16 protein-coding genes, 1 other RNA gene and 1 other annotated feature are annotated in these 17,916 nt (G+C 51.4%); all 17 genes read right to left on the bottom strand.

Annotated features, from left to right (window positions below; translation table 11 throughout):
- Nucleotides 1-327: 327 nt before the first annotated feature.
- Nucleotides 328-543, bottom strand: a complete 216-nt coding sequence (locus tag ACFO4L_RS14270) for a YaaL family protein (protein WP_377910342.1) — start codon at nucleotides 541-543, stop codon at nucleotides 328-330.
- A 14-nt stretch (nucleotides 544-557) separates the two neighbouring features.
- Nucleotides 558-1,154, bottom strand: coding sequence for a recombination mediator RecR (gene recR / locus ACFO4L_RS14265; RefSeq protein WP_377910341.1), 597 nt, complete (start codon nucleotides 1,152-1,154; stop codon nucleotides 558-560).
- 289 nt (nucleotides 1,155-1,443) lie between these two features.
- Nucleotides 1,444-1,755: a YbaB/EbfC family nucleoid-associated protein gene (locus tag ACFO4L_RS14260; protein WP_377910340.1), complete on the bottom strand. Its 312-nt coding sequence runs from the start codon at nucleotides 1,753-1,755 to the stop codon at nucleotides 1,444-1,446.
- A gap of 43 nt (nucleotides 1,756-1,798) precedes the next feature.
- The gene (gene dnaX / locus ACFO4L_RS14255; protein WP_377910339.1) at nucleotides 1,799-3,517 is read right to left on the bottom strand and encodes a DNA polymerase III subunit gamma/tau; all 1,719 of its coding nucleotides are present in this window, start codon (nucleotides 3,515-3,517) and stop codon (nucleotides 1,799-1,801) included.
- Between the two features lie 170 nt (nucleotides 3,518-3,687).
- Nucleotides 3,688-3,954: signal recognition particle sRNA large type (gene ffs / locus ACFO4L_RS14250), an RNA gene on the bottom strand.
- A gap of 83 nt (nucleotides 3,955-4,037) precedes the next feature.
- Nucleotides 4,038-4,190, bottom strand: a complete 153-nt coding sequence (locus ACFO4L_RS14245; RefSeq protein ID WP_377910338.1) for a YycC family protein — start codon at nucleotides 4,188-4,190, stop codon at nucleotides 4,038-4,040.
- A complete protein-coding gene (gene tadA, locus ACFO4L_RS14240; protein ID WP_377910337.1) occupies nucleotides 4,165-4,674 on the bottom strand; it encodes a tRNA adenosine(34) deaminase TadA in 510 nt (169 codons plus the stop codon). The genes ACFO4L_RS14245 and tadA overlap by 26 nt, the downstream gene beginning before the upstream one ends.
- A 117-nt stretch (nucleotides 4,675-4,791) precedes the next feature.
- On the bottom strand, nucleotides 4,792-5,685 hold the full coding sequence (gene opp4C / locus ACFO4L_RS14235; RefSeq protein WP_168009595.1) for an oligopeptide ABC transporter permease: 894 nt from the start codon (nucleotides 5,683-5,685) through the stop codon (nucleotides 4,792-4,794).
- A 13-nt stretch (nucleotides 5,686-5,698) separates the two neighbouring features.
- Nucleotides 5,699-6,661, bottom strand: a complete 963-nt coding sequence (gene opp4B / locus ACFO4L_RS14230; protein ID WP_168009593.1) for an oligopeptide ABC transporter permease — start codon at nucleotides 6,659-6,661, stop codon at nucleotides 5,699-5,701.
- A gap of 61 nt (nucleotides 6,662-6,722) precedes the next feature.
- Nucleotides 6,723-8,546, bottom strand: a complete 1,824-nt coding sequence (gene opp4A / locus ACFO4L_RS14225; protein ID WP_377910336.1) for an oligopeptide ABC transporter substrate-binding protein — start codon at nucleotides 8,544-8,546, stop codon at nucleotides 6,723-6,725.
- A 58-nt stretch (nucleotides 8,547-8,604) separates the two neighbouring features.
- Complete coding sequence (locus ACFO4L_RS14220; protein WP_377910335.1) at nucleotides 8,605-9,600, bottom strand: ABC transporter ATP-binding protein; 996 nt, start codon at nucleotides 9,598-9,600, stop codon at nucleotides 8,605-8,607.
- 3 nt (nucleotides 9,601-9,603) lie between these two features.
- Nucleotides 9,604-10,611 carry an ABC transporter ATP-binding protein gene (locus ACFO4L_RS14215; protein WP_377910334.1) on the bottom strand — a complete coding sequence of 336 codons (1,008 nt, stop codon included), beginning with the start codon at nucleotides 10,609-10,611 and terminating at the stop codon, nucleotides 9,604-9,606.
- An 834-nt stretch (nucleotides 10,612-11,445) separates the two neighbouring features.
- On the bottom strand, nucleotides 11,446-12,726 hold the full coding sequence (gene serS, locus ACFO4L_RS14210; protein ID WP_377910333.1) for a serine--tRNA ligase: 1,281 nt from the start codon (nucleotides 12,724-12,726) through the stop codon (nucleotides 11,446-11,448).
- 60 nt (nucleotides 12,727-12,786) lie between these two features.
- Nucleotides 12,787-12,982, bottom strand: a binding site (T-box leader).
- 4 nt (nucleotides 12,983-12,986) lie between these two features.
- The gene (gene pdxT / locus ACFO4L_RS14205; protein ID WP_377910332.1) at nucleotides 12,987-13,580 is read right to left on the bottom strand and encodes a pyridoxal 5'-phosphate synthase glutaminase subunit PdxT; all 594 of its coding nucleotides are present in this window, start codon (nucleotides 13,578-13,580) and stop codon (nucleotides 12,987-12,989) included.
- 42 nt (nucleotides 13,581-13,622) lie between these two features.
- On the bottom strand, nucleotides 13,623-14,510 hold the full coding sequence (gene pdxS / locus ACFO4L_RS14200) for a pyridoxal 5'-phosphate synthase lyase subunit PdxS (RefSeq protein ID WP_168009568.1): 888 nt from the start codon (nucleotides 14,508-14,510) through the stop codon (nucleotides 13,623-13,625).
- A gap of 171 nt (nucleotides 14,511-14,681) precedes the next feature.
- Entirely contained in the window at nucleotides 14,682-16,097 is a 1,416-nt protein-coding gene (locus tag ACFO4L_RS14195) for a D-alanyl-D-alanine carboxypeptidase family protein (protein WP_377910331.1), read from the bottom strand.
- Between the two features lie 129 nt (nucleotides 16,098-16,226).
- Nucleotides 16,227-17,684 (bottom strand): IMP dehydrogenase, encoded by a 1,458-nt coding sequence (gene guaB, locus ACFO4L_RS14190; RefSeq protein WP_377910330.1) that lies wholly within the window; start codon nucleotides 17,682-17,684, stop codon nucleotides 16,227-16,229.
- Nucleotides 17,685-17,916 lie beyond the last annotated feature (232 nt).

Raw genomic sequence — 17,916 nt, 5'->3', positions numbered from 1 at the left:
TCTTCTTGTCTTTTGTTTAGTTTTCAAAGGGCCGTGTTGCTCGGCGTCGCTCGTTTTGGCGACTTTATTAATATATCACGAAAGCGTTCTGTTCGTCAACCGCCGATTTCAACTTTCGTTCAATCGGCTGCGATGCGATCGTTCGCGTTTCAGCGACAAGTAATAATATATCATCAACCCTGCTGAATGGTCAACGATTATTTAAAAGAAAATGAAAAAAGTGGACAAGCTTTTTGCAAAAGCCTGTCACACCAAGGCATATACGTTCATTTCACTGTTTATGAATACTGCAGGCACATCTCCCGCCCCTTCGTTCAAAACGTTATGCTAATAAAATGTTGTATGGCGGACCCTGGCTTCGCGCAGTAAAAACCAGTATTTCGCCTGCTCTGCCTTCGCCATGCCGTACATTTCGTCCCGCGCATCCATGGAATACTGCAGATACGTCTCGTGCTGATTCACCCGCTGTTTAATTCTGTCGAGGTGATAGATCAGTTCGTCATCTTTTGACTGGCGCAGCTTGCGCTTTTTCTTTCGCATCATCCTCATCCGCTCCTTTACAGCTCGCGTCTGCCTTCGATCGCTTTAGAAAGCGTCACTTCATCAGCGTACTCCAAGTCGCCGCCAACCGGCAGGCCATGAGCTATCCGTGTTACACGCATGCCCGTCGGCTTCACCAGTCTGGAAATGTACATGGCGGTTGCTTCCCCTTCAATATTCGGGTTCGTTGCCACGATCAGCTCCTGCACTTCTTCATTCTGCAGGCGCTTCAGCAGATCAGGGATATAAATATCTTCTGGACCGATGCCCTCCACAGGCGAGATAGCGCCGTGCAGGACGTGGTACATTCCGCCGTATTCACGCATCTTTTCCATTGCAATAACGTCTCTGGATTCTTCCACGACGCAAATAATGGATCTGTCGCGGGAATGATCCTCACATATGCGGCACGGGTCCGTATCGGTAATGTGGTGGCAGACCGAACAGTATGTCAGCTCTCGTTTAACGGCTACGAGAGCCCTCGCGAAATCCAGCACGTCGTCTTCTTTCATATCAAGCACGTGGAAAGCGAGTCTGGCAGCTGTCTTCGGGCCGATGCCCGGAAGCCGCATAAAGCCGTCCATCAGTTTTGATATCGGCTGTGGGTACTGCATAAACGTTCCTCCGTCCTCCTGATTAATAAGACCGGATTGCCTCTGGCAGTCCGGCTGATAACAATGTCTGATCATTGGCGTCATGCGCTTTTGAATCAAAACGGCACGAGGTGTTGCTGCAGGTCCGCAGGGAGAGCATCAAACATCTATCCTTCCCGCACCGCGGGCGAAGCCGCTTCTCCATCCAGATGAAATGTTGTAAGCTAAGAAAACAGCTGTCCCCTTCCATCAGGCAGGAGACAGCTTCTTCCCGGCAGACCGGGCTGAATGATAACGGCACATGCCGGAATTACATCAGTCCTGGAATGTTCATCCCTTTTGTGAACTTGCCCATGCGCTCTTCTACGAGCTCATCTACTTTGCCAAGTGCTTCATTTGTTGCTGCAAGCACGAGGTCCTCGAGCATTTCAACGTCATCCGGATCTACGGCTTCTTCGTTAATCTGAATATCGAGAATTCGCTTTTCTCCGCTGGCAATGACCTTCACCATTCCACCGCCGGCTGATGCTTCAACTGTTTCTTCCTTCAGCTGTTCCTGCGCTTTCGCCATATCCTTCTGCATTTTCTGCATTTGCTTCATCATGTTGCCCATGCCTTTCATATCCATCTACTCCTTTATGATTCTATGATTCCGCACGCGCGGTTTATTCCTTGATCTCCAGCAGATCTCGGCCGACAAGCTTCACGGCTTCATCGATCAGCGGATTTCCCTCGTCTTTTTCTTCCAGTTCTCCGTCCTCTGACGGCGGCTGGGTCTGCCTCTTTGAGTAGGCAGCCTTTACGTCCTCCCAGTCGGCTTCTAACAGCGTGTGCAGAGAAAATGTCCGGCCGAGCTGCTGACTGACCGCATTTTCGACGAGATCCCGGAACTTTTCGTCAACCATATTCCGGTGCATTTCGTTACGGAAGCTGAGCACAAGTTCATTATCTGATGCGGCAGCCGGCTGACAGTCACTGAGCCAGGCGGAGGCCGGCACGCTTTCCCGTTTCACCTGCTCGATCACGTTGCCCCATTTGGACTGAGCCTGCTGCAGCTCCTGCTTGGAGGCTTTGTCCAGCATCGCCTTCACCCGCTGGACACCTGCACGGCTCTTGTTAGAAGAAGCTGCCTGCCTCGGCTTAGGCTTCGCCTGCGGAGCCTGAACGTTTTCTTTCGCAGCAGGGACGCCTTCTGACTGAAGCTTTTGCAGCGTCCGTTCCAAATGTTCGATTTTCTGCTCCAGCTTTTCTACAGCCGAGCTTGAAGCTCCGGTATCCGCGGCAGGTGCAGGAAGTGACGCTGTCTGCTGGGAAGCCTGCACGATGAACATTTCCAAAAATACCTGCGGATGATTGGCCCATTTCATTTGCTGCTGAAAGTGATTAAGCTTTTCCAGCATATGAAAAATCCAGACGGTATCAAGCTGTTCAACGGTCTGCTGAAACGCCTCATCCGTTTCCATCAGCTCCTGTGCCTCTTCCAGCTCCGGAGCTGTTTTCACCATCAGCGCATCGCGGAAGAAAAAAATTAAATCTTCCATGAAGCGGTTTGCGTCTTTCCCTTCCTGCATCAGTGTGTCTACTGCCTGAAGCCCGTCGCCGACGCTTCCGGATCGGACTGCTTCCACGATCTGATACATCATGTCGTTGGAAACGGAGCCGATAACGGCGTGAATGTCGTCTCGGCTGATCGTACCGTCTGAAAAGGAGACCGCCTGATCCAGCAGGCTCAGTGCATCCCGCATACCGCCTTCACTGACCCGTGCAATCAGCGCAAGCGCCGGCTGCTCAATCGCGATCCCGCTCTCCTGCACGATCTCTTCCATTCTGCCGAGCATGGCTGAAGAAGTAATCCGTTTAAAATCGAACCGCTGGCAGCGGGAGATGATGGTCAGCGGGATCTTATGCGGCTCGGTTGTAGCCAGAATAAAAATAACGTGCGGCGGCGGCTCCTCCAGCGTTTTTAAGAGCGCATTAAACGCTCCTGTTGTCAGCATGTGCACTTCATCAATAATGTACACTTTGTAGGAAACGGCACTTGGTGCAAACTTTACTTTATCGCGGATATCGCGGATTTCATCTACCCCGTTGTTGCTTGCTGCGTCAATTTCCATGACATCAACAATGCTGCCATCCCAGATTCCCCGGCAGGCTTCACATTCGTTGCACGGCTCTGTCGTCGGAGCATTCCGGCAGTTCACTGCCTTGGAGATGATCTTGGCAGCGCTCGTTTTACCGGTACCGCGGGGGCCTGTAAACAGATAAGCGTGCGACAGCTTCTGCTGGACAAGGGCGTTCTGCAGCGTTTTCGTGATGTGCTCCTGCCCGACGACGTCCTGAAGCTTCTGCGGTCTCCAGACGCGGTACAGCGCTTGATAGCTCATATCTCCGTTCAGCTCCTTCGTCGTGTTTCACCTCTATCTATTATACCGGCTTTGAGAGGTGAATTCAAAATCTATCTGGTTTCTGCCGAGGGAAATTCCAGTATGTATGCAGACAGAAAAAAACGACGCCCGCACAAAGCAGGAACGCCGTTTTCTTCTTATAGTAGATGCCGTGCACCTTTCCTCGACCGCAAAACCTCATGCGTTACCTGAGCAGTTTGCTCGATCCAGGCAACTCTGCGGCACACGGAAGGACTTGCTTACTGCTGCTTCCTTCCGGACCTGACAGGGTTCACAAGATTCCGTTGCGCAGAACCCGGATGTCAACACCACTTACTCAGGGCAGGCCATGAAATCGTACGGCCTCAGAAGAGGAGTTCAGCCCCGCTATAGCGGATTGCGGGTACAGGGAACCGCTAGCTCCCCGCTTAGCACGACAAAGTGGATAACGTAGTTGGTGGTGTCTGATTGCGACACAAATCTCAGTATAACTTCTTCCAGGATGAAAATCAATGATGAACTATGATTCGTCGGTGCTCTCTTTTTCGGCTTCTGCCTGCTGCAGCTTCGCCATTAAAATGTGCGGCGGTGTGTGCATCACATGCTCAATCGGCATGTTCAGCTTCTCTGCCATCATCTTCGCTGTTTCAAGTGAAATCTGATTCGGACGCATCGGCGTTTGCCTCCTGTTTCTTTTTCTTTTTTTCGAGCCGCAGCTGCTGAAAAAACGATGTTAACAGCGTGGCTGCCTCTTCTTTCATTATACCAGATGTCAGCGCCGCACGGTGGTTAAAACGGGCATCCTGCACGAGATTCATAAGCGTGCCGCAGCACCCGGCCTTCGGATCCTCTGCGGCAAATACGACCCGCTCCACGCGCGACTGTACGACAGCGCCGGCACACATCGGACACGGCTCGAGCGTGACGTACAGCGTACAGCCTTCCAGCCGCCAGCTGCCTGTTACGCGGCACGCCTCTTCCATTGCAATCAGCTCAGCATGCGTCAGCGACTGCTGGGTCGTCTCCCGCAGGTTATGCCCTCGCGCAATTACGCTTCCGTCTTTTACAATGACAGCCCCGATCGGCACCTCCCCCATTGCCCCAGCTTTCTCTGCTTCTGCAAGCGCTTCTTTCATAAATAAAACGTCCTGTTCCATGAGCCGGACCTCCTCTGCCGCTATTTTACCGCTCCTGAAGCCGGCGGTAAAGAACCGGACTGTTCCGTCAGCCGCAGAACGATAAAAACCGCCCCGGCAAACGGGACGGCTTTCATCTTATCGAGCAGATCGCGGGTTGAACGCATCCTTGATGCCTTCCCCGATGAAGTTAATGGAAAGAATCGTAAAGGTAATCGCAAGACCCGGCGGAATCCAGATCCACCAGTACGAACGAATGACGTTTGGATCACGTGCTTCCGTCATCATATTCCCCCAGCTCGGTGTTCCGGTTGGAACCCCGAACCCAAGAAAACTCAGTGCGGTTTCCGCCACGATCATGACGGCAAGAAGGAGCGTTGCCTGTACAATGATCGTCGTCATCACGTTTGGCAGCAGGTGCTTTCGGATCACCTTAAACGGTGTACTGCCGATTGAGATCGCTGCCATGACGTATTCGTTTTCCTTTTCCGCCATTACCTTGCTTCGCACAACCCGGGCTGCCCCGGTCCAGGAAAGGACGCTCAACACGATAATCAGCGCCCAGATACCTGCCTCACGGAAAATAGAGGCGAGTACGATAACAAAAACGAGGAACGGAAAGTTCATCATAAAATCTGTAAAGCGCATAAGAATCGCATCCACCAGGCCGCCGTAGTAGCCGGCAATCGAGCCGATCACCGTGGCAATCATGATCACGGCTGCCGTACAGACGAGTCCGATCGTAAGCGAGGTGCGTGCCCCGTAGAGGAGCAGTGTCCAAATGTCCCGTCCGGAAGCGTCGGTTCCGAGCAGGAAGCCCTCGCCCGGCGGCTGGTTCCGGTTGATGATATCCACCCGCTGTGGATCGTACCCGGTGAGCAGCGGTGCCATGTAGGCCATCGTAATAACGAGCACGAGAAAGCCAAGGCTCAGCATAGCGAGCTTATTGCGGACAAGCTTGCGCCGTGCTATCGACCAGGGGGACTGCTTTTTTGCTTTTTTCTCCAGCTGTATTTCTTCTGCTGCTTCCATGACAGTTCCCCCCTTATTCCACCCTGATCCGCGGATCGATGATGCCGTACAGCAAGTCAGCAAGCAGGTTGCCGACAAGCGTTGCTACAGATAACATCAGCGTAACAGAGAGCACGACCGCTGAATCCCGGCGTTCTATAGATGAGATCAACAGCTCTCCGATGCCGCGGTAGGAAAAGATAGTTTCAATGATAACCGCTCCGCCGATAATACTCGCAATGTCAAAGCCGAAGAGCGTGACGATTGGAATGATCGAATTGCGGAGGATGTGCTTGTTGTAAATTTCAGACTCCGGCGTTCCTTTTGCCCGCGCTGTCCGCACGTAATCCTTCTGCGCACTCTCAATGATATCGTTACGCAGAAACTGTGTGTAGCTCGCTGTCACGAGCGCACCGAGAACGAGAGCCGGCAGGAACGTGTGATACAGCTTGCTCATCCAGAATTCGAACGTACCCGGTGTCATACCGGAGCCGACGCTTCCTGTTGACGGAAAGAGTCCGAACTGGAACGAGAAAATGAAAATAGCAAACAGTGCAGCAACAAAACTTGGGATCGCAAGCATTAAGTAGTTGATCCCCTGAATCGTGTAGTCTCCTTTAGTATACGGGTTTCTTCCGGCATAGCGGCCCATGAAGAAAGCAAGAATATACGTAATGATAAGCGACATCGCCGATAGCAGTATCGTATTCGGCAGCCGCTCCCCTATGATGGCAGATACGTCCATTCTGTGTACGACAGAACGACCGAAATCCCATTGAACAATGCCGGCAACCCAGCGGCCGTACTGAATGTGAACCGGATCATTTAATCCCAGTTCCTCTCTCATTTCTTCAATGTATTCCGGGCTTTGCGTCGGATCGATCTGACCGGAAAGGGCATCCCCTGGCATCGCAAATGCCAGGGAGAATACCACAATGGAGACCAGAAACAGGATTGGAATCATGATGAGGATGCGCCTCAACGTATAAAGTAGCATGATCGATTTCTCCTTGTCAGGTCAAAGTGGGATGCTCATCTTTCCGATGAACAAACGTTTTTTACTCTTCGTCGATGTACCACTCGTGCGGGTTCGCTGTAGCGTCACGCACGTCCACTGTTACGCCGCCGACGTTGGCATTAATGCCGTAAAGGTCCGTCGGAGAGTTAAGCGGGATAAGCGGAAGCTCTTCGTTTACGAGCTGGTGCCACTCCTGATACACTTCCTGACGATAGTCGATATCGAGTGCTTCTTCACTGAGGCCTTCTGCGATCAGCTCATCAGACTCTTCGTTGTACCAGCGAGGGAAGTTCCAGAAATCATTGGATCTCCACAGACCGGATGGATCCGGATCCGCTGTAGCCAGTCCCCATGCACCCATAAAGATGTCGATGTTCTCATCGTCTTCTTCTACAAGGTCATAGAACAGGTTAAAGTCGAGCAGCTGGCCGTCCATCAGCTGAGCGTTGATGCCGACATCCTGAAGCGTCTGCAGAATGTACTGAGCACGTGGCTCTGCGATATCAGCAGGCGTGTCCATTGCAGCGAGGTTTACCGTGAACTCTTCGCCGTCCGGATCTTCGACAAATCCGTCGCCAGTTACGTCTTCATAGCCTGCTTCTTCAAGCAGCTCACGTGCGCGGTCCGGATCATACTCATACTGGTTCAGGGAGGACTCATCCGGGTAAGACCAGCGAATGTGGGATTCCGGTGCGTTGATAACCGTACCGTAGCCTTCGTTGAACTCATCGATGATACCCTGACGGTCAATCGCATGAGCGAATGCCTGACGGAGTTCCTTCGACTCAAACTTCGGATTGTTCATTTCCACTACTTCGTCTTCTGCGTTCCACTCACCGAGCTTAAAGCCGAGGTAGCTGTAGGACAGTGCTTCGATCTCTTCAACTGTCACATCTTCGTTGTCTTCCAGCGGAAGCGCCTGTGTCGGTGTCAGTTCGATGATGTCTACTTCACCCTGTGCAACAAGCTCCCCAGCCTGGTTGCCGTCTACGATTCGGTAAACAGCGCCGTCCAGGTTCGGTGCACCCTGCCAGTAGTCTTCAAAAGCTGTGTACTCGATCTGCTCACCAGGAACGATGTTCTCTACCTCAAATGCCCCAAGGCCAACCGGATTTTGCCGGACTTCTTCAGAGTCTTCAATTTCGGAGACTTCTAAATGCTCCAGGTGTGCTTTTGGAGACGGATAAGCCCAAAGGTTTTCCAGATTGTTTGCAAGTGCTTCCTGGAACGTGACTTCAAACGTGTAGTCATCAATGACGTTTACCCCTTCAAGCGAGTCAGCATCGCCTGCACGGTACTCGTCAAAGCCTTCGATCCGGTCAACGTTGGATAGACGTGGTCCGTCATAGTCCGGATGAGCGATAATCTCATAGGAGAACTCAAAGTCTTCCGCTGTCAGCTCTTCTCCGTTGTGCCACATAACACCTTCTTCAAGGTGGAACGTCACGGTCAGGTTGTCATCAGACCATTCCCAGTCGTGCGCGAGGCTCGGCTCCGGCTCAAAGTCTGTGAAAGAAGAGATGGAGTAGAGTGCATCTCCGTTGAAAATGTTCAGCGCGAGGCTGTCATCGACACCGCCGTAGAAGTTCCAGTCGAGAACACCCGCAAACGGAGCTGTGTAGCCGTATGTAACGGTACCACCCTGCGGAGCATCTCCGTCAGCCGCTTCTTCGTCGTTGTTTCCTTCGTTGTCAGCGTCTGCATCGTCTGCTCCATCGTTGTCAGTATCGTTTACTTCTGCGTTATTTGCATTGTTGTCTGCAGGATCTGCATTGTTGTTGCCGTCATTTCCTTCTCCGCCGCACGCTGCCAGAATCGCAACAGACATGAGTGAAGCACCTAATAGATAACGAGAACGTTTCATTCATTCTTCCCCCTTAAGGTTAATAAAAATTAGATAAGACCAGTTAAAAAGTGAACGCCTATTCATACAACAGGCACGATACGCGGTGCTCGCGGTTCACCTCCTTCAACTGCGGTTTTTTCTCGCTGCATTCCGGCATCGCCTTCGGACAGCGCGGGTGGAACGGACAGCCGACCGGCGGATTCTGCGGACTTGGGACATCACCCGAGAGAATCACCCGCTCGCTCTTATTGCGAGGGTCCGGCTGTGGAATCGCGGAAATCAGTGCCTGCGTGTACGGATGCTTCGGATCCTGATAAATATCGTCTGCGTCTGCGACTTCCACAAGGTTGCCGAGATACATCACGCCGATGCGGTCGCTCATATGCTTGACGACGCTTAAGTCGTGCGCGATAAAGAGCAGCGTCAGGTTAAATTCTTCCTGGAGCTCTTTGAGCAGGTTCAGCACCTGTGACTGCACCGATACGTCGAGTGCGGAAACGGGTTCATCTGCGACGATCAGCTTCGGCTTCAGCGCAAGCGCTCGCGCAATGCCGATCCGCTGACGCTGCCCGCCGGAAAATTCATGCGGATACTTGTAGTAGGCGTCTTCAGGAAGGCCTACCCGCTCGAGCAGCTGCATGACTTCGTCCTTCAGTTTGCCTTCACTGCCGTGTCCATAGTTGACGAGCGGTTCAGATACGATACTCCCGACCATCATCTTTGGATTGAGCGAGGCGTACGGATCCTGGAACACCATCTGAATATCCTGACGCAGGTTGCGGAGCTCCGAGCCGCGCAGGTTCGTGATATCCCTTCCTTCAAACAGGATATTTCCGGACGTCGGTTTAAACAGCCGCGTAATCGTACGGCCAGCTGTGGATTTGCCGCAGCCGGACTCTCCTACAAGTCCAAATGTCTCACCGCGCTTCAGCTCCAGCGAAATGTTATCGACGGCTTTGACGTCGCCGACCTTCCGGCGAAGGAAACCTCCGCGCACCGGATAATATTTTTTCAGCTCCTGCACTTGCAGCAAGTGCTCTGACTTTTCTGTTTTAACTGTTTCATTCGCCATTGCCTAGACCTCCGCTTTCTTTTCAGGGTGGCTTGCATCATAGAGGATACAGCGGACGGAATGCCCTTTATCTACTTCCCCGAGAGCCGGATCTATTTTTTTGCACTCCGGCATTGCAGATGGACAGCGGTCTACGAACCGGCAGCCCTGTTTCGGCATATTTTTCAGGGATGGAACAATCCCTTTAATCGTATTCAGCACTTCCCGGTGATCGTCCATTCTCGGGATTGAATCGAGCAGCGCCTTCGTATACGGATGCTTCGGCTCGTAGAACAGCCGGTCCACATCCGTATCTTCGACCACCTGGCCGGCATACATGACGACAACCCGGTCGGCCATTTCCGCCACGACGCCGAGGTCGTGTGTGATAAGCAGCATGGCCATGCCGACTTCTTCCTGAATTTTCGTAATCAGCTCTAAAATCTGCGCCTGAACGGTAACATCCAGTGCCGTCGTCGGCTCATCGGCAATGAGCAGCTGCGGCTGACAGGCGATGGCCATGGCGATCATCACGCGCTGGCGCATGCCGCCTGAGAGCTGGTGCGGGTACTCGTTGACAATTTGATCAGCGCGGGAAATGCCGACCTGCTGCAAAAGCTGCACGCTTTTTTTGCGGATCTCTTCTTTGCGCGTGTCCGTATGGTTAAACAGCACCTCATCCATTTGATATCCGATCGTCAGAACCGGGTTTAACGCCGTCATCGGCTCCTGAAAGATCATGCTGATATCCTTACCGCGGATTTGATTCATTTCCTCTTCGGAAAGAGGCACGAGGTCGTTTCCCTTAAACAGGATATGGCCCTTATCGATCTTCCCGTTATGCTTCGGCAGAAGATCCATAATGGACAGGGACATGACACTCTTCCCACAACCGGACTCTCCGACAATACAAACAACTTCTTTTGGATTTACCGTAAATGAAACGTCTTTCACCGCGTAATGCGTTTCTCCCTCGATGTTGAAGCCCGTATGCAGATTCTGGACTTCCAGAAGCGGTTTCTGGCTGCTCATTGGCGATCCTACCCTTCACTGTTTTCTCAATTCTTCTTTACTGAATTCGGTCTCACATATGTAGAAAGCAAGATAGTACTAAAAATTCTTTTTTTGGGAAAGACTACCGTTATTTTAATAGTCTGAATTCAGAATGTAAACCTGTTTTTGAAAACGCTTCCACTGCTTATGCTGTGAGCATAGCGCAAAACGTCACAAAACGCTGAGTATTAGGAAAATTTTCATTATTCCAATATAAAAGTCCTGTTCAGTCTACCACAGCCGATCGCGGTTAAACACCGACGTTCGTACTGAATTTCGAGTCTCCAAACAATATGAATGAGCACTCACTTAGTTTAAAAGTAGCAGAACCAGGGAATAACACGAAATTATCCGACTTTTCCGCTTAACTTGTATTATAAACAAACTAATGTATAAATGTATACCGTATTAAGAGATTTTCTTACAAAGTTTCGTAACTTTCTTTTACTTTATCACAGTTATGTATAAACGTCGTAAAGTACTGACTGACAGGCGTTTTAACGTTTTATCTTCCTTTCAGATCCTGCTTAATTCACGTGGACAGTAGCTCCAGTGTAGACATTACTCGTGCACCCTAAAGAATATTTATACATATTAGTTAATATATTATTCAGTTTATTTTCCCTTCCCGTCATTCTTTCCCTCGTGCAAACCTGTCACAGCAGGGGTTAACGACTGTCGACCTACGGTAGACTCTTGCTGTTAAGACCAGCCCTAACTTGCATAATTACTTGCTTTGCCTTTGTGCTTGTTTTCGCAAATTATTTTTGAAACATAGGAAAAGACGGTCCGCTGTGCGAACCGTCTGCTTTCTTATTTTGCGGTAATGTGGGTGCGTCCGCCCATGTAAGGCCGCAGCACCTCCGGAATTTCAATGCTGCCATCCTGCTGCTGGTAGTTTTCTACAATAGCAGCCACGGTACGGCCAACGGCGAGGCCGGAGCCGTTCAACGTGTGGACAAACTCTGTTTTCGCCTTGGTATCACGCTTAAAGCGAATATTAGCGCGTCGTGCCTGAAATGCTTCGAAGTTGCTGCAGGAAGAGATCTCCTTGTAGTCGCTGTAGCTTGGGAGCCACACTTCGAGGTCGTACTTCTTCGCTGCTGTAAAGCCGAGATCACCGGTGCACATGTGCAGCACGCGGTACGGCAGCTTCAGGTTTTGCAGAATTTTCTCTGCATGACCTGTCAACTTTTCCAGCTCCTCATAGGAATCCTCCGGCTTTACAAACCGCACGAGCTCGACCTTGTTAAACTGGTGCTGGCGGATCAGCCCGCGTGTATCGCGCCCGGCAGATCCCGCTTCAGAGCGGAAGCAGGCACTGTAAGCGGCATAGGTTTTCGGAAGATCCTCCACGTTCATAATCTCATCCCGGTGCATGTTCGTCACCGGCACCTCGGCAGTCGGAATTAAAAAGTAATCTTCCTCGCGGATCTTAAATGCATCTTCTTCAAATTTCGGAAGCTGTCCTGTTCCTGTCATGCTGTCGCGGTTGACCATATACGGCGGCAGAACCTCTTCATAGCCGTGTTCGTCTTCATGAAGGTCCATCATATAGTTAATAAGGGCACGCTCGAGTCTGGCACCAAGTCCTTTGTAAAACACAAAACGGCTGCCGGTCACTTTTGCTGCTCGGTCAAAGTCTGCGATATCCAGATCCCGGACGAGATCCCAGTGTGCTTTCTCCTCAAAATCAAATGCACGCTTTTCACCCCAGACGCGCAGCTCCACGTTATCTGCTTCATCCTCACCGACCGGTACGTCTTCATGCGGCACATTTGGTATCGTCAGCATCAGATAGTCAAGCTCCGCCTCGACTTCCCGAAGTTCTTCATCCAGCTTTTTGATCGTGGCAGAAACGTTTTTCATCTCCGCGATCACGTCTGTAGCATCTTGCTTTTCCTTCTTCATTTGGGAAATTTCCTGAGACACCGTATTGCGCCGGCTTTTCAGCTCTTCTGTTTCTTTAATGAGTCCGCGGCGTTTCTCATCCATATCGACGAATTTATCCAGCGCGCTGATGTCCTCATTTCGTTTAGCCAGCTTCTCTTTTACTCCTTCAAAATCGCTGCGGAGCAGCTTCATATCCAGCATGTTCATCTCTCCTCTATGTGAATTGTCTATTAAAAAAAGCCGTCCCTGGGTGCATGTGCACCCAGGGACGGCTGTAACCGCGATACCACCCTGCTTGGAGGCTTTAACGCCTCCCTGCTCGACCTGATAACGGCAGGCGCCGTGAAGGTTCACTTCAAGCTCAAGGATGGATTCACAGCTTCTTTCACCGGTTCACAGCGGCCACCGGCTCTCTGAAGAAAGAAAGGCTGTTACTAGTTCCCGTCTCAGCGGTTTTTATTTTACTGGGCGACAGGCTCCTTCAGAGACTGTCGGACGACCTCTACGAAATATTGATGGAAACGATCGTCATCTGTCAGCTCCGGATGAAACGAGCAGGCAACGAACGGACCCTGCTGAGCAGCAACGATGCTGCCGTCATATTCGGCAAGAACGGTAACGTTCTCGCCGACCGAGCGGATGATCGGTGCGCGGATGAATACTGCTTCGATATCCTCGCCGACGTTTTTCATCGGCAGAAATGCTTCGAAGCTTTCACGCTGGCGGCCGAAGGCGTTCCGCTCGACCGTCATGTCCATCACAGACAAATGCGGCTCCGCTTGACCGGCAATTTCTTTTGCCATCAAAATCGCTCCGGCGCATGTGCCGAAAACGGGCTTGCCCTCTGCCGCAAACTGCTTCAGCGGCTCATAAAATCCGTAAAGGTTAATGAGGCGGCGCATCGTGGTGCTTTCTCCACCGGGAAAAACAAGACCGTCCAGTTCATGCAGCTGCTCTACCTTCTTCACGACCGTTACCTGTACGTCCGGTGCCTCCAGGGCACGCACATGCTCTCGGACAGCACCCTGCAGTGCCAATACTCCGATGTTCATCATGATACAACCACCTCTTTCTTATCCCCTATAAACGTAGCTTGTTTACCAGCCGCGGTCCTGCATGCGGTCTTTTGGTTCAAGCGTGGAAATTTCAATTCCCTTCATCGCTGTCCCAAGATCTTTCGAAAGCTCTGCGATGAGCTTGAAGTCATCATAGTGAGTCGTTGCTTCCACAATCGCACGGCCAAATTTAGCCGGGTTGTCAGACTTGAAAATACCGGATCCGACAAACACGCCGTCAGAACCGAGGTGCATCATCAGTGCAGCATCTGCTGGTGTTGCGATTCCGCCTGCCGCGAAGTTCACGACTGGAAGACGGCCTGTTTCACGAATGTCCTGGAGCACGTGGAACGGCGCACCGAGGTTTTTCGCTTCTGTCATCAGTTCATCATCCGACATGCTCAGCACTTTGCGTACCTGTGCCTGAATCAAGCGCTGGTGGCGAACTGCTTCTACGATGTTGCCTGTACCTGGTTCACCCTTCGTACGGAGCATGGAAGCACCTTCGCCGATTCGGCGCGTTGCTTCACCGAGATCCTTTGCACCGCATACGAACGGCACCGTGTACTCGCTCTTATTCAGGTGGAACACTTCGTCTGCCGGTGTCAGCACTTCACTCTCATCGATATAGTCGACGCCGAGTGCTTCGAGAAGACGCGCTTCCACGATGTGGCCGATACGCGCTTTTGCCATAACCGGAATGGAGACGGCATCACGTACTTCTTCTACAATCGTTGGGTCTGCCATTCGTGCTACTCCGCCTGCAGCGCGGATATCAGAAGGAACACGCTCAAGAGCCATAACTGCTACAGCTCCGGCCTCCTCTGCAATCTTTGCTTGTTCTGCGTTGATGACGTCCATAATGACGCCGCCTTTTTGCATTTCTGCCATACCGCGCTTGACGCGGTCCGTACCTGTACGTTTTTCCATGATGATCCCCTTTCAGCACCTTGCTAGTAGTAAACATCGTGTCCGTCTTATATTATAGCGAATCTGCACCCATCCGTAACTGAATTGGCACGAAAAAGTACAAAAATTTATTCGTCGACCTTAGCTGTATATGCTAACATATCCCGTCGCACCGGGCAACTTCCCTGCTTATTAGAACCAGCCGCGTACGCTGTTGGAAACATTTGACCAGACGCCGGAAAAGAACGAACCGACATTGTGCATCGTCAGCGCCATCCAGCCTGCGCGTTCAACGGAATCGGTCGTCACGATTTCAATTTCGCCGCCGTTTTCGCCTTCACCCGGCAGGTACGCGATTTCACGGTCTCCTTCGTACTCAACGACCATGCGTCCGACCGTTGTGCCTGCTTCTACCGGAGCTTCCATTTCGCCGTCTTCGTTTAGAAGCGACTCATCCAGTTCCACCGTGTAGCTGTAGTTCTCTTCATCGCCCTCTTCTACCATTTCAGAGAAGGCAGCGTTTGTCGCAAGCGCGACGCTTTCTTCTTCGCCTTTTACAACCGGCAGGGTTTCATAGCCGTCCATTGTCATGTTCTCCGGGTAAATCTCTTCTTCGGAAAAGGCGTCAAACGCCCATTCCATCACCGCTTTTGTTTCTGTAAACCGCTCTGCTTCAGAACCAGCACCCATGACAACGCTGATAAAGCGCTGGCCGTCCTGTTCTGCCGTTCCGGTGAACGTAAAGCCCGCTGCGTTCGTATGCCCGGTTTTCAGTCCGTCGATCGGGTCGTACTTCACATCTTCACCGGTATCCGGATTCCGCGTGCCATCCAGCATCCAGTTCCAGTTTTCCATAAATACTTCATCTTCTGTTCCTTCACGGAACGTCATCGTCGGAATGCTCGCGGTATCCAACACTTCCGGATAGTCATTGACTAGGTGATAGGCAAGGGTTGCGGTTGCCTGGGCAGACATGAAGTTATCTTCTTCCGAGCCGGTCCCTTCCGGATGGTTTCCTTCCAAGAGGGTGTTCGGAAGGCCAGTGGAGTTGACGAATTGGAAATCACCAACTTCTTCAGCAGCAATCTCTTCCAGGTTGTCCATCCCGTACTCGGAGCCTGCTTCCCGAAGCGTTTCTCCCATGCCGAGGTCGGCGCCGCGCTCATTCATCAGCTCGACGAAATTTCCTTCTGAGCCGGAAATGTGCTCGGTCAGTGCCATCGTAGCAGCATTCGCTGAATAAATTGCGACCGATTCATACAGCTCCTGGACCGTATACGTTTCATCCACCCGCATTGGCACGTTAGACAAACCGCGGTTATGAGAAAGCTGATTTAAAAATTCACTGACCTCGACTTCATCATCCCAAGCAATATCGCCGTTGTTGACTGCTTCCAAAATCAAATATTCACTCATCATTTTCGTCATGCTTGCCGGCGGGAGCGGATTATCTGCGTTTTGTTCAAACAGAATTTGTCCGGTTTCTCCATCCACGAGAATAACTGTATCAACAGACGGCTCATAAGAGGCCATTGCGGGAACGGCTCCTGCAAATATGCCTGCTGTCAAAAGTGTCCCTGCTGCCGCTGCCTGTAGCTTACGTACCATTCATCATCTCTCCTAAATATCGGTATAATCTATATGTAAATGACGCGCTTCTGCTCAATTGACATACAAGCGGTATTTTACCACATCACAGCTAAGAAAAATAGATAGGGGAGGCCCCTATCTATTGACTCAGTTCGTATAGTTTGGTGCTTCTTTTGTAATTTGTACATCATGAGCGTGGCTTTCCTTTAATCCGGCATTCGTGATGCGGATAAAGCGTCCTCTCTCCTGCAGATCCGGCACCGTGCCTGTTCCGCAGTAGCCCATGCCGGCACGAAGTCCGCCGACGAGCTGATGCAGCGTATCAGCCAGCGGTCCCTTGTAAGGGATACGTCCTTCGATCCCTTCCGGAACAAGCTTTTTCTCTTCTTCCTGGAAGTAGCGGTCCTTGCTTCCTTTTTCCATTGCAGCAATGGAACCCATGCCGCGATAGACTTTGAACTGTCGTCCTTGATAAATTTCACGCTCGCCCGGGCTTTCTGTAACACCGGCAAGAATACTGCCGAGCATCACGGCGTGTCCGCCGGCTGCAAGTGCTTTTGTAATTTCTCCGGAGTGCTTGATCCCGCCGTCTGCAATGATCGCCACACCGTGCTTTCGTGCTTCTGTCGCACAGTCATAAATGGCTGTAATCTGTGGAACGCCGATACCGGCAACGACACGCGTTGTACAAATCGACCCTGGTCCGATGCCGACTTTAATAATGTTAGCCCCTGCTTCGATGAGTGCTTTTGTTGCTTCCGCAGTTGCTACGTTTCCGGCTACAATGTTCAGATCCGGATACTGGCTGCGGATCTCCCTTACTTTGTTGATGACACCTGCAGAGTGCCCGTGTGCTGTATCAATGACCAGCACATCTACTTCAGATGCCACCAGAGCCTTAATGCGGGAGTCTGCATCACCGCCGACGCCGACCGCTGCCCCGACAACCAGACGGCCGGAGCTGTCTTTAGCAGAGTGAGGGAATTCAATAGCTTTCTCAATGTCCTTGATCGTAATAAGCCCTTTCAGCTTCTTATCGTCATCAACGAGAGGAAGCTTTTCAATGCGGTGCTTCTGGAGAATCTGCTGTGCCTCTTTGAGCGTTGTACCGACAGGAGCTGTAACGAGATTTTCGCTCGTCATCACATCTTTAATCGGAATCGAGTAATCTTCAATAAAGCGGAGATCCCGGTTCGTGATAATGCCGACAAGCTTTTCATTCTCGTCAGCAATCGGCACACCGGAAATCCGGTATTTGCCCATCAGGTGCTCCGCATCAAACACCTGGTGATCCTCAGACAGATGAAACGGGTTTGTAATAACGCCGCTCTCCGAACGCTTCACGCGGTCCACCTGTTCCGCCTGTTCTTCAATGGACATATTCTTGTGAATGATACCAAGACCGCCTGCACGTGCCATAGCGATTGCCATAGACGCCTCTGTTACAGTGTCCATCCCTGCACTGATGATCGGAACGTTCAATTTCAGGTTATCCGAAAGCACCGTCTCCACGTTCACCTGGTTTGGCAGGACATTTGACTCATCCGGCAGCAGTAATACATCATCAAACGTCAAGCCCTCTTTAGCAAACTTATCTTCCCACATAGATGTTCATTCCCCTTTCGGTCTCCTGAAAATATTATCAGTAGATTAACAATACCATGAACGAGTGTCAAGAAAACGAGGATAGTTCTACTATTCACACTATTCAGTCTGAAAAACGGCTCAAACCGCTCCAAACAGAGTTTTCCTACTTTGGGAAAAACCGGGCCAACGCAAAAAAAGAGGGTGCCGCCCGGGAACCAGGGTCTGGTTCCGGGAGACACCCTCCGGTGAC

The sequence above is a fragment of the Bacillus daqingensis genome, from assembly GCF_042654445.1.
Lineage (GTDB): Bacteria > Bacillota > Bacilli > Bacillales > Salisediminibacteriaceae > Alkalicoccus > Alkalicoccus luteus.
Note: the sequence above shows the minus strand (reverse complement) of the source record. Positions and strands in the feature narration are given on the sequence as shown.

Bases quoted from the DNA above. Each gene is read 5' to 3' on its own strand.
- ACFO4L_RS14245 (WP_377910338.1), bottom strand. From the start codon at position 4,190: ATGCGTCCGAATCAGATTTCACTTGAAACAGCGAAGATGATGGCAGAG.
- opp4A (WP_377910336.1), bottom strand. From the start codon at position 8,546: ATGAAACGTTCTCGTTATCTATTAGGTGCTTCACTCATGTCTGTTGCG.
- recR (WP_377910341.1), bottom strand. From the start codon at position 1,154: ATGCAGTACCCACAGCCGATATCAAAACTGATGGACGGCTTTATGCGG.
- guaB (WP_377910330.1), bottom strand. From the start codon at position 17,684: ATGTGGGAAGATAAGTTTGCTAAAGAGGGCTTGACGTTTGATGATGTA.
- ACFO4L_RS14215 (WP_377910334.1), bottom strand. From the start codon at position 10,611: ATGAGCAGCCAGAAACCGCTTCTGGAAGTCCAGAATCTGCATACGGGC.
- pdxS (WP_168009568.1), bottom strand. From the start codon at position 14,510: ATGGAAAAACGTACAGGTACGGACCGCGTCAAGCGCGGTATGGCAGAA.
- dnaX (WP_377910339.1), bottom strand. From the start codon at position 3,517: ATGAGCTATCAAGCGCTGTACCGCGTCTGGAGACCGCAGAAGCTTCAG.
- tadA (WP_377910337.1), bottom strand. From the start codon at position 4,674: ATGGAACAGGACGTTTTATTTATGAAAGAAGCGCTTGCAGAAGCAGAG.
- ACFO4L_RS14195 (WP_377910331.1), bottom strand. From the start codon at position 16,097: ATGGTACGTAAGCTACAGGCAGCGGCAGCAGGGACACTTTTGACAGCA.
- ACFO4L_RS14270 (WP_377910342.1), bottom strand. From the start codon at position 543: ATGATGCGAAAGAAAAAGCGCAAGCTGCGCCAGTCAAAAGATGACGAA.
- opp4B (WP_168009593.1), bottom strand. From the start codon at position 6,661: ATGCTACTTTATACGTTGAGGCGCATCCTCATCATGATTCCAATCCTG.
- pdxT (WP_377910332.1), bottom strand. From the start codon at position 13,580: ATGATGAACATCGGAGTATTGGCACTGCAGGGTGCTGTCCGAGAGCAT.
- serS (WP_377910333.1), bottom strand. From the start codon at position 12,726: ATGCTGGATATGAAGCTGCTCCGCAGCGATTTTGAAGGAGTAAAAGAG.
- ACFO4L_RS14260 (WP_377910340.1), bottom strand. From the start codon at position 1,755: ATGAAAGGCATGGGCAACATGATGAAGCAAATGCAGAAAATGCAGAAG.
- opp4C (WP_168009595.1), bottom strand. From the start codon at position 5,685: ATGGAAGCAGCAGAAGAAATACAGCTGGAGAAAAAAGCAAAAAAGCAG.
- ACFO4L_RS14220 (WP_377910335.1), bottom strand. From the start codon at position 9,600: ATGGCGAATGAAACAGTTAAAACAGAAAAGTCAGAGCACTTGCTGCAA.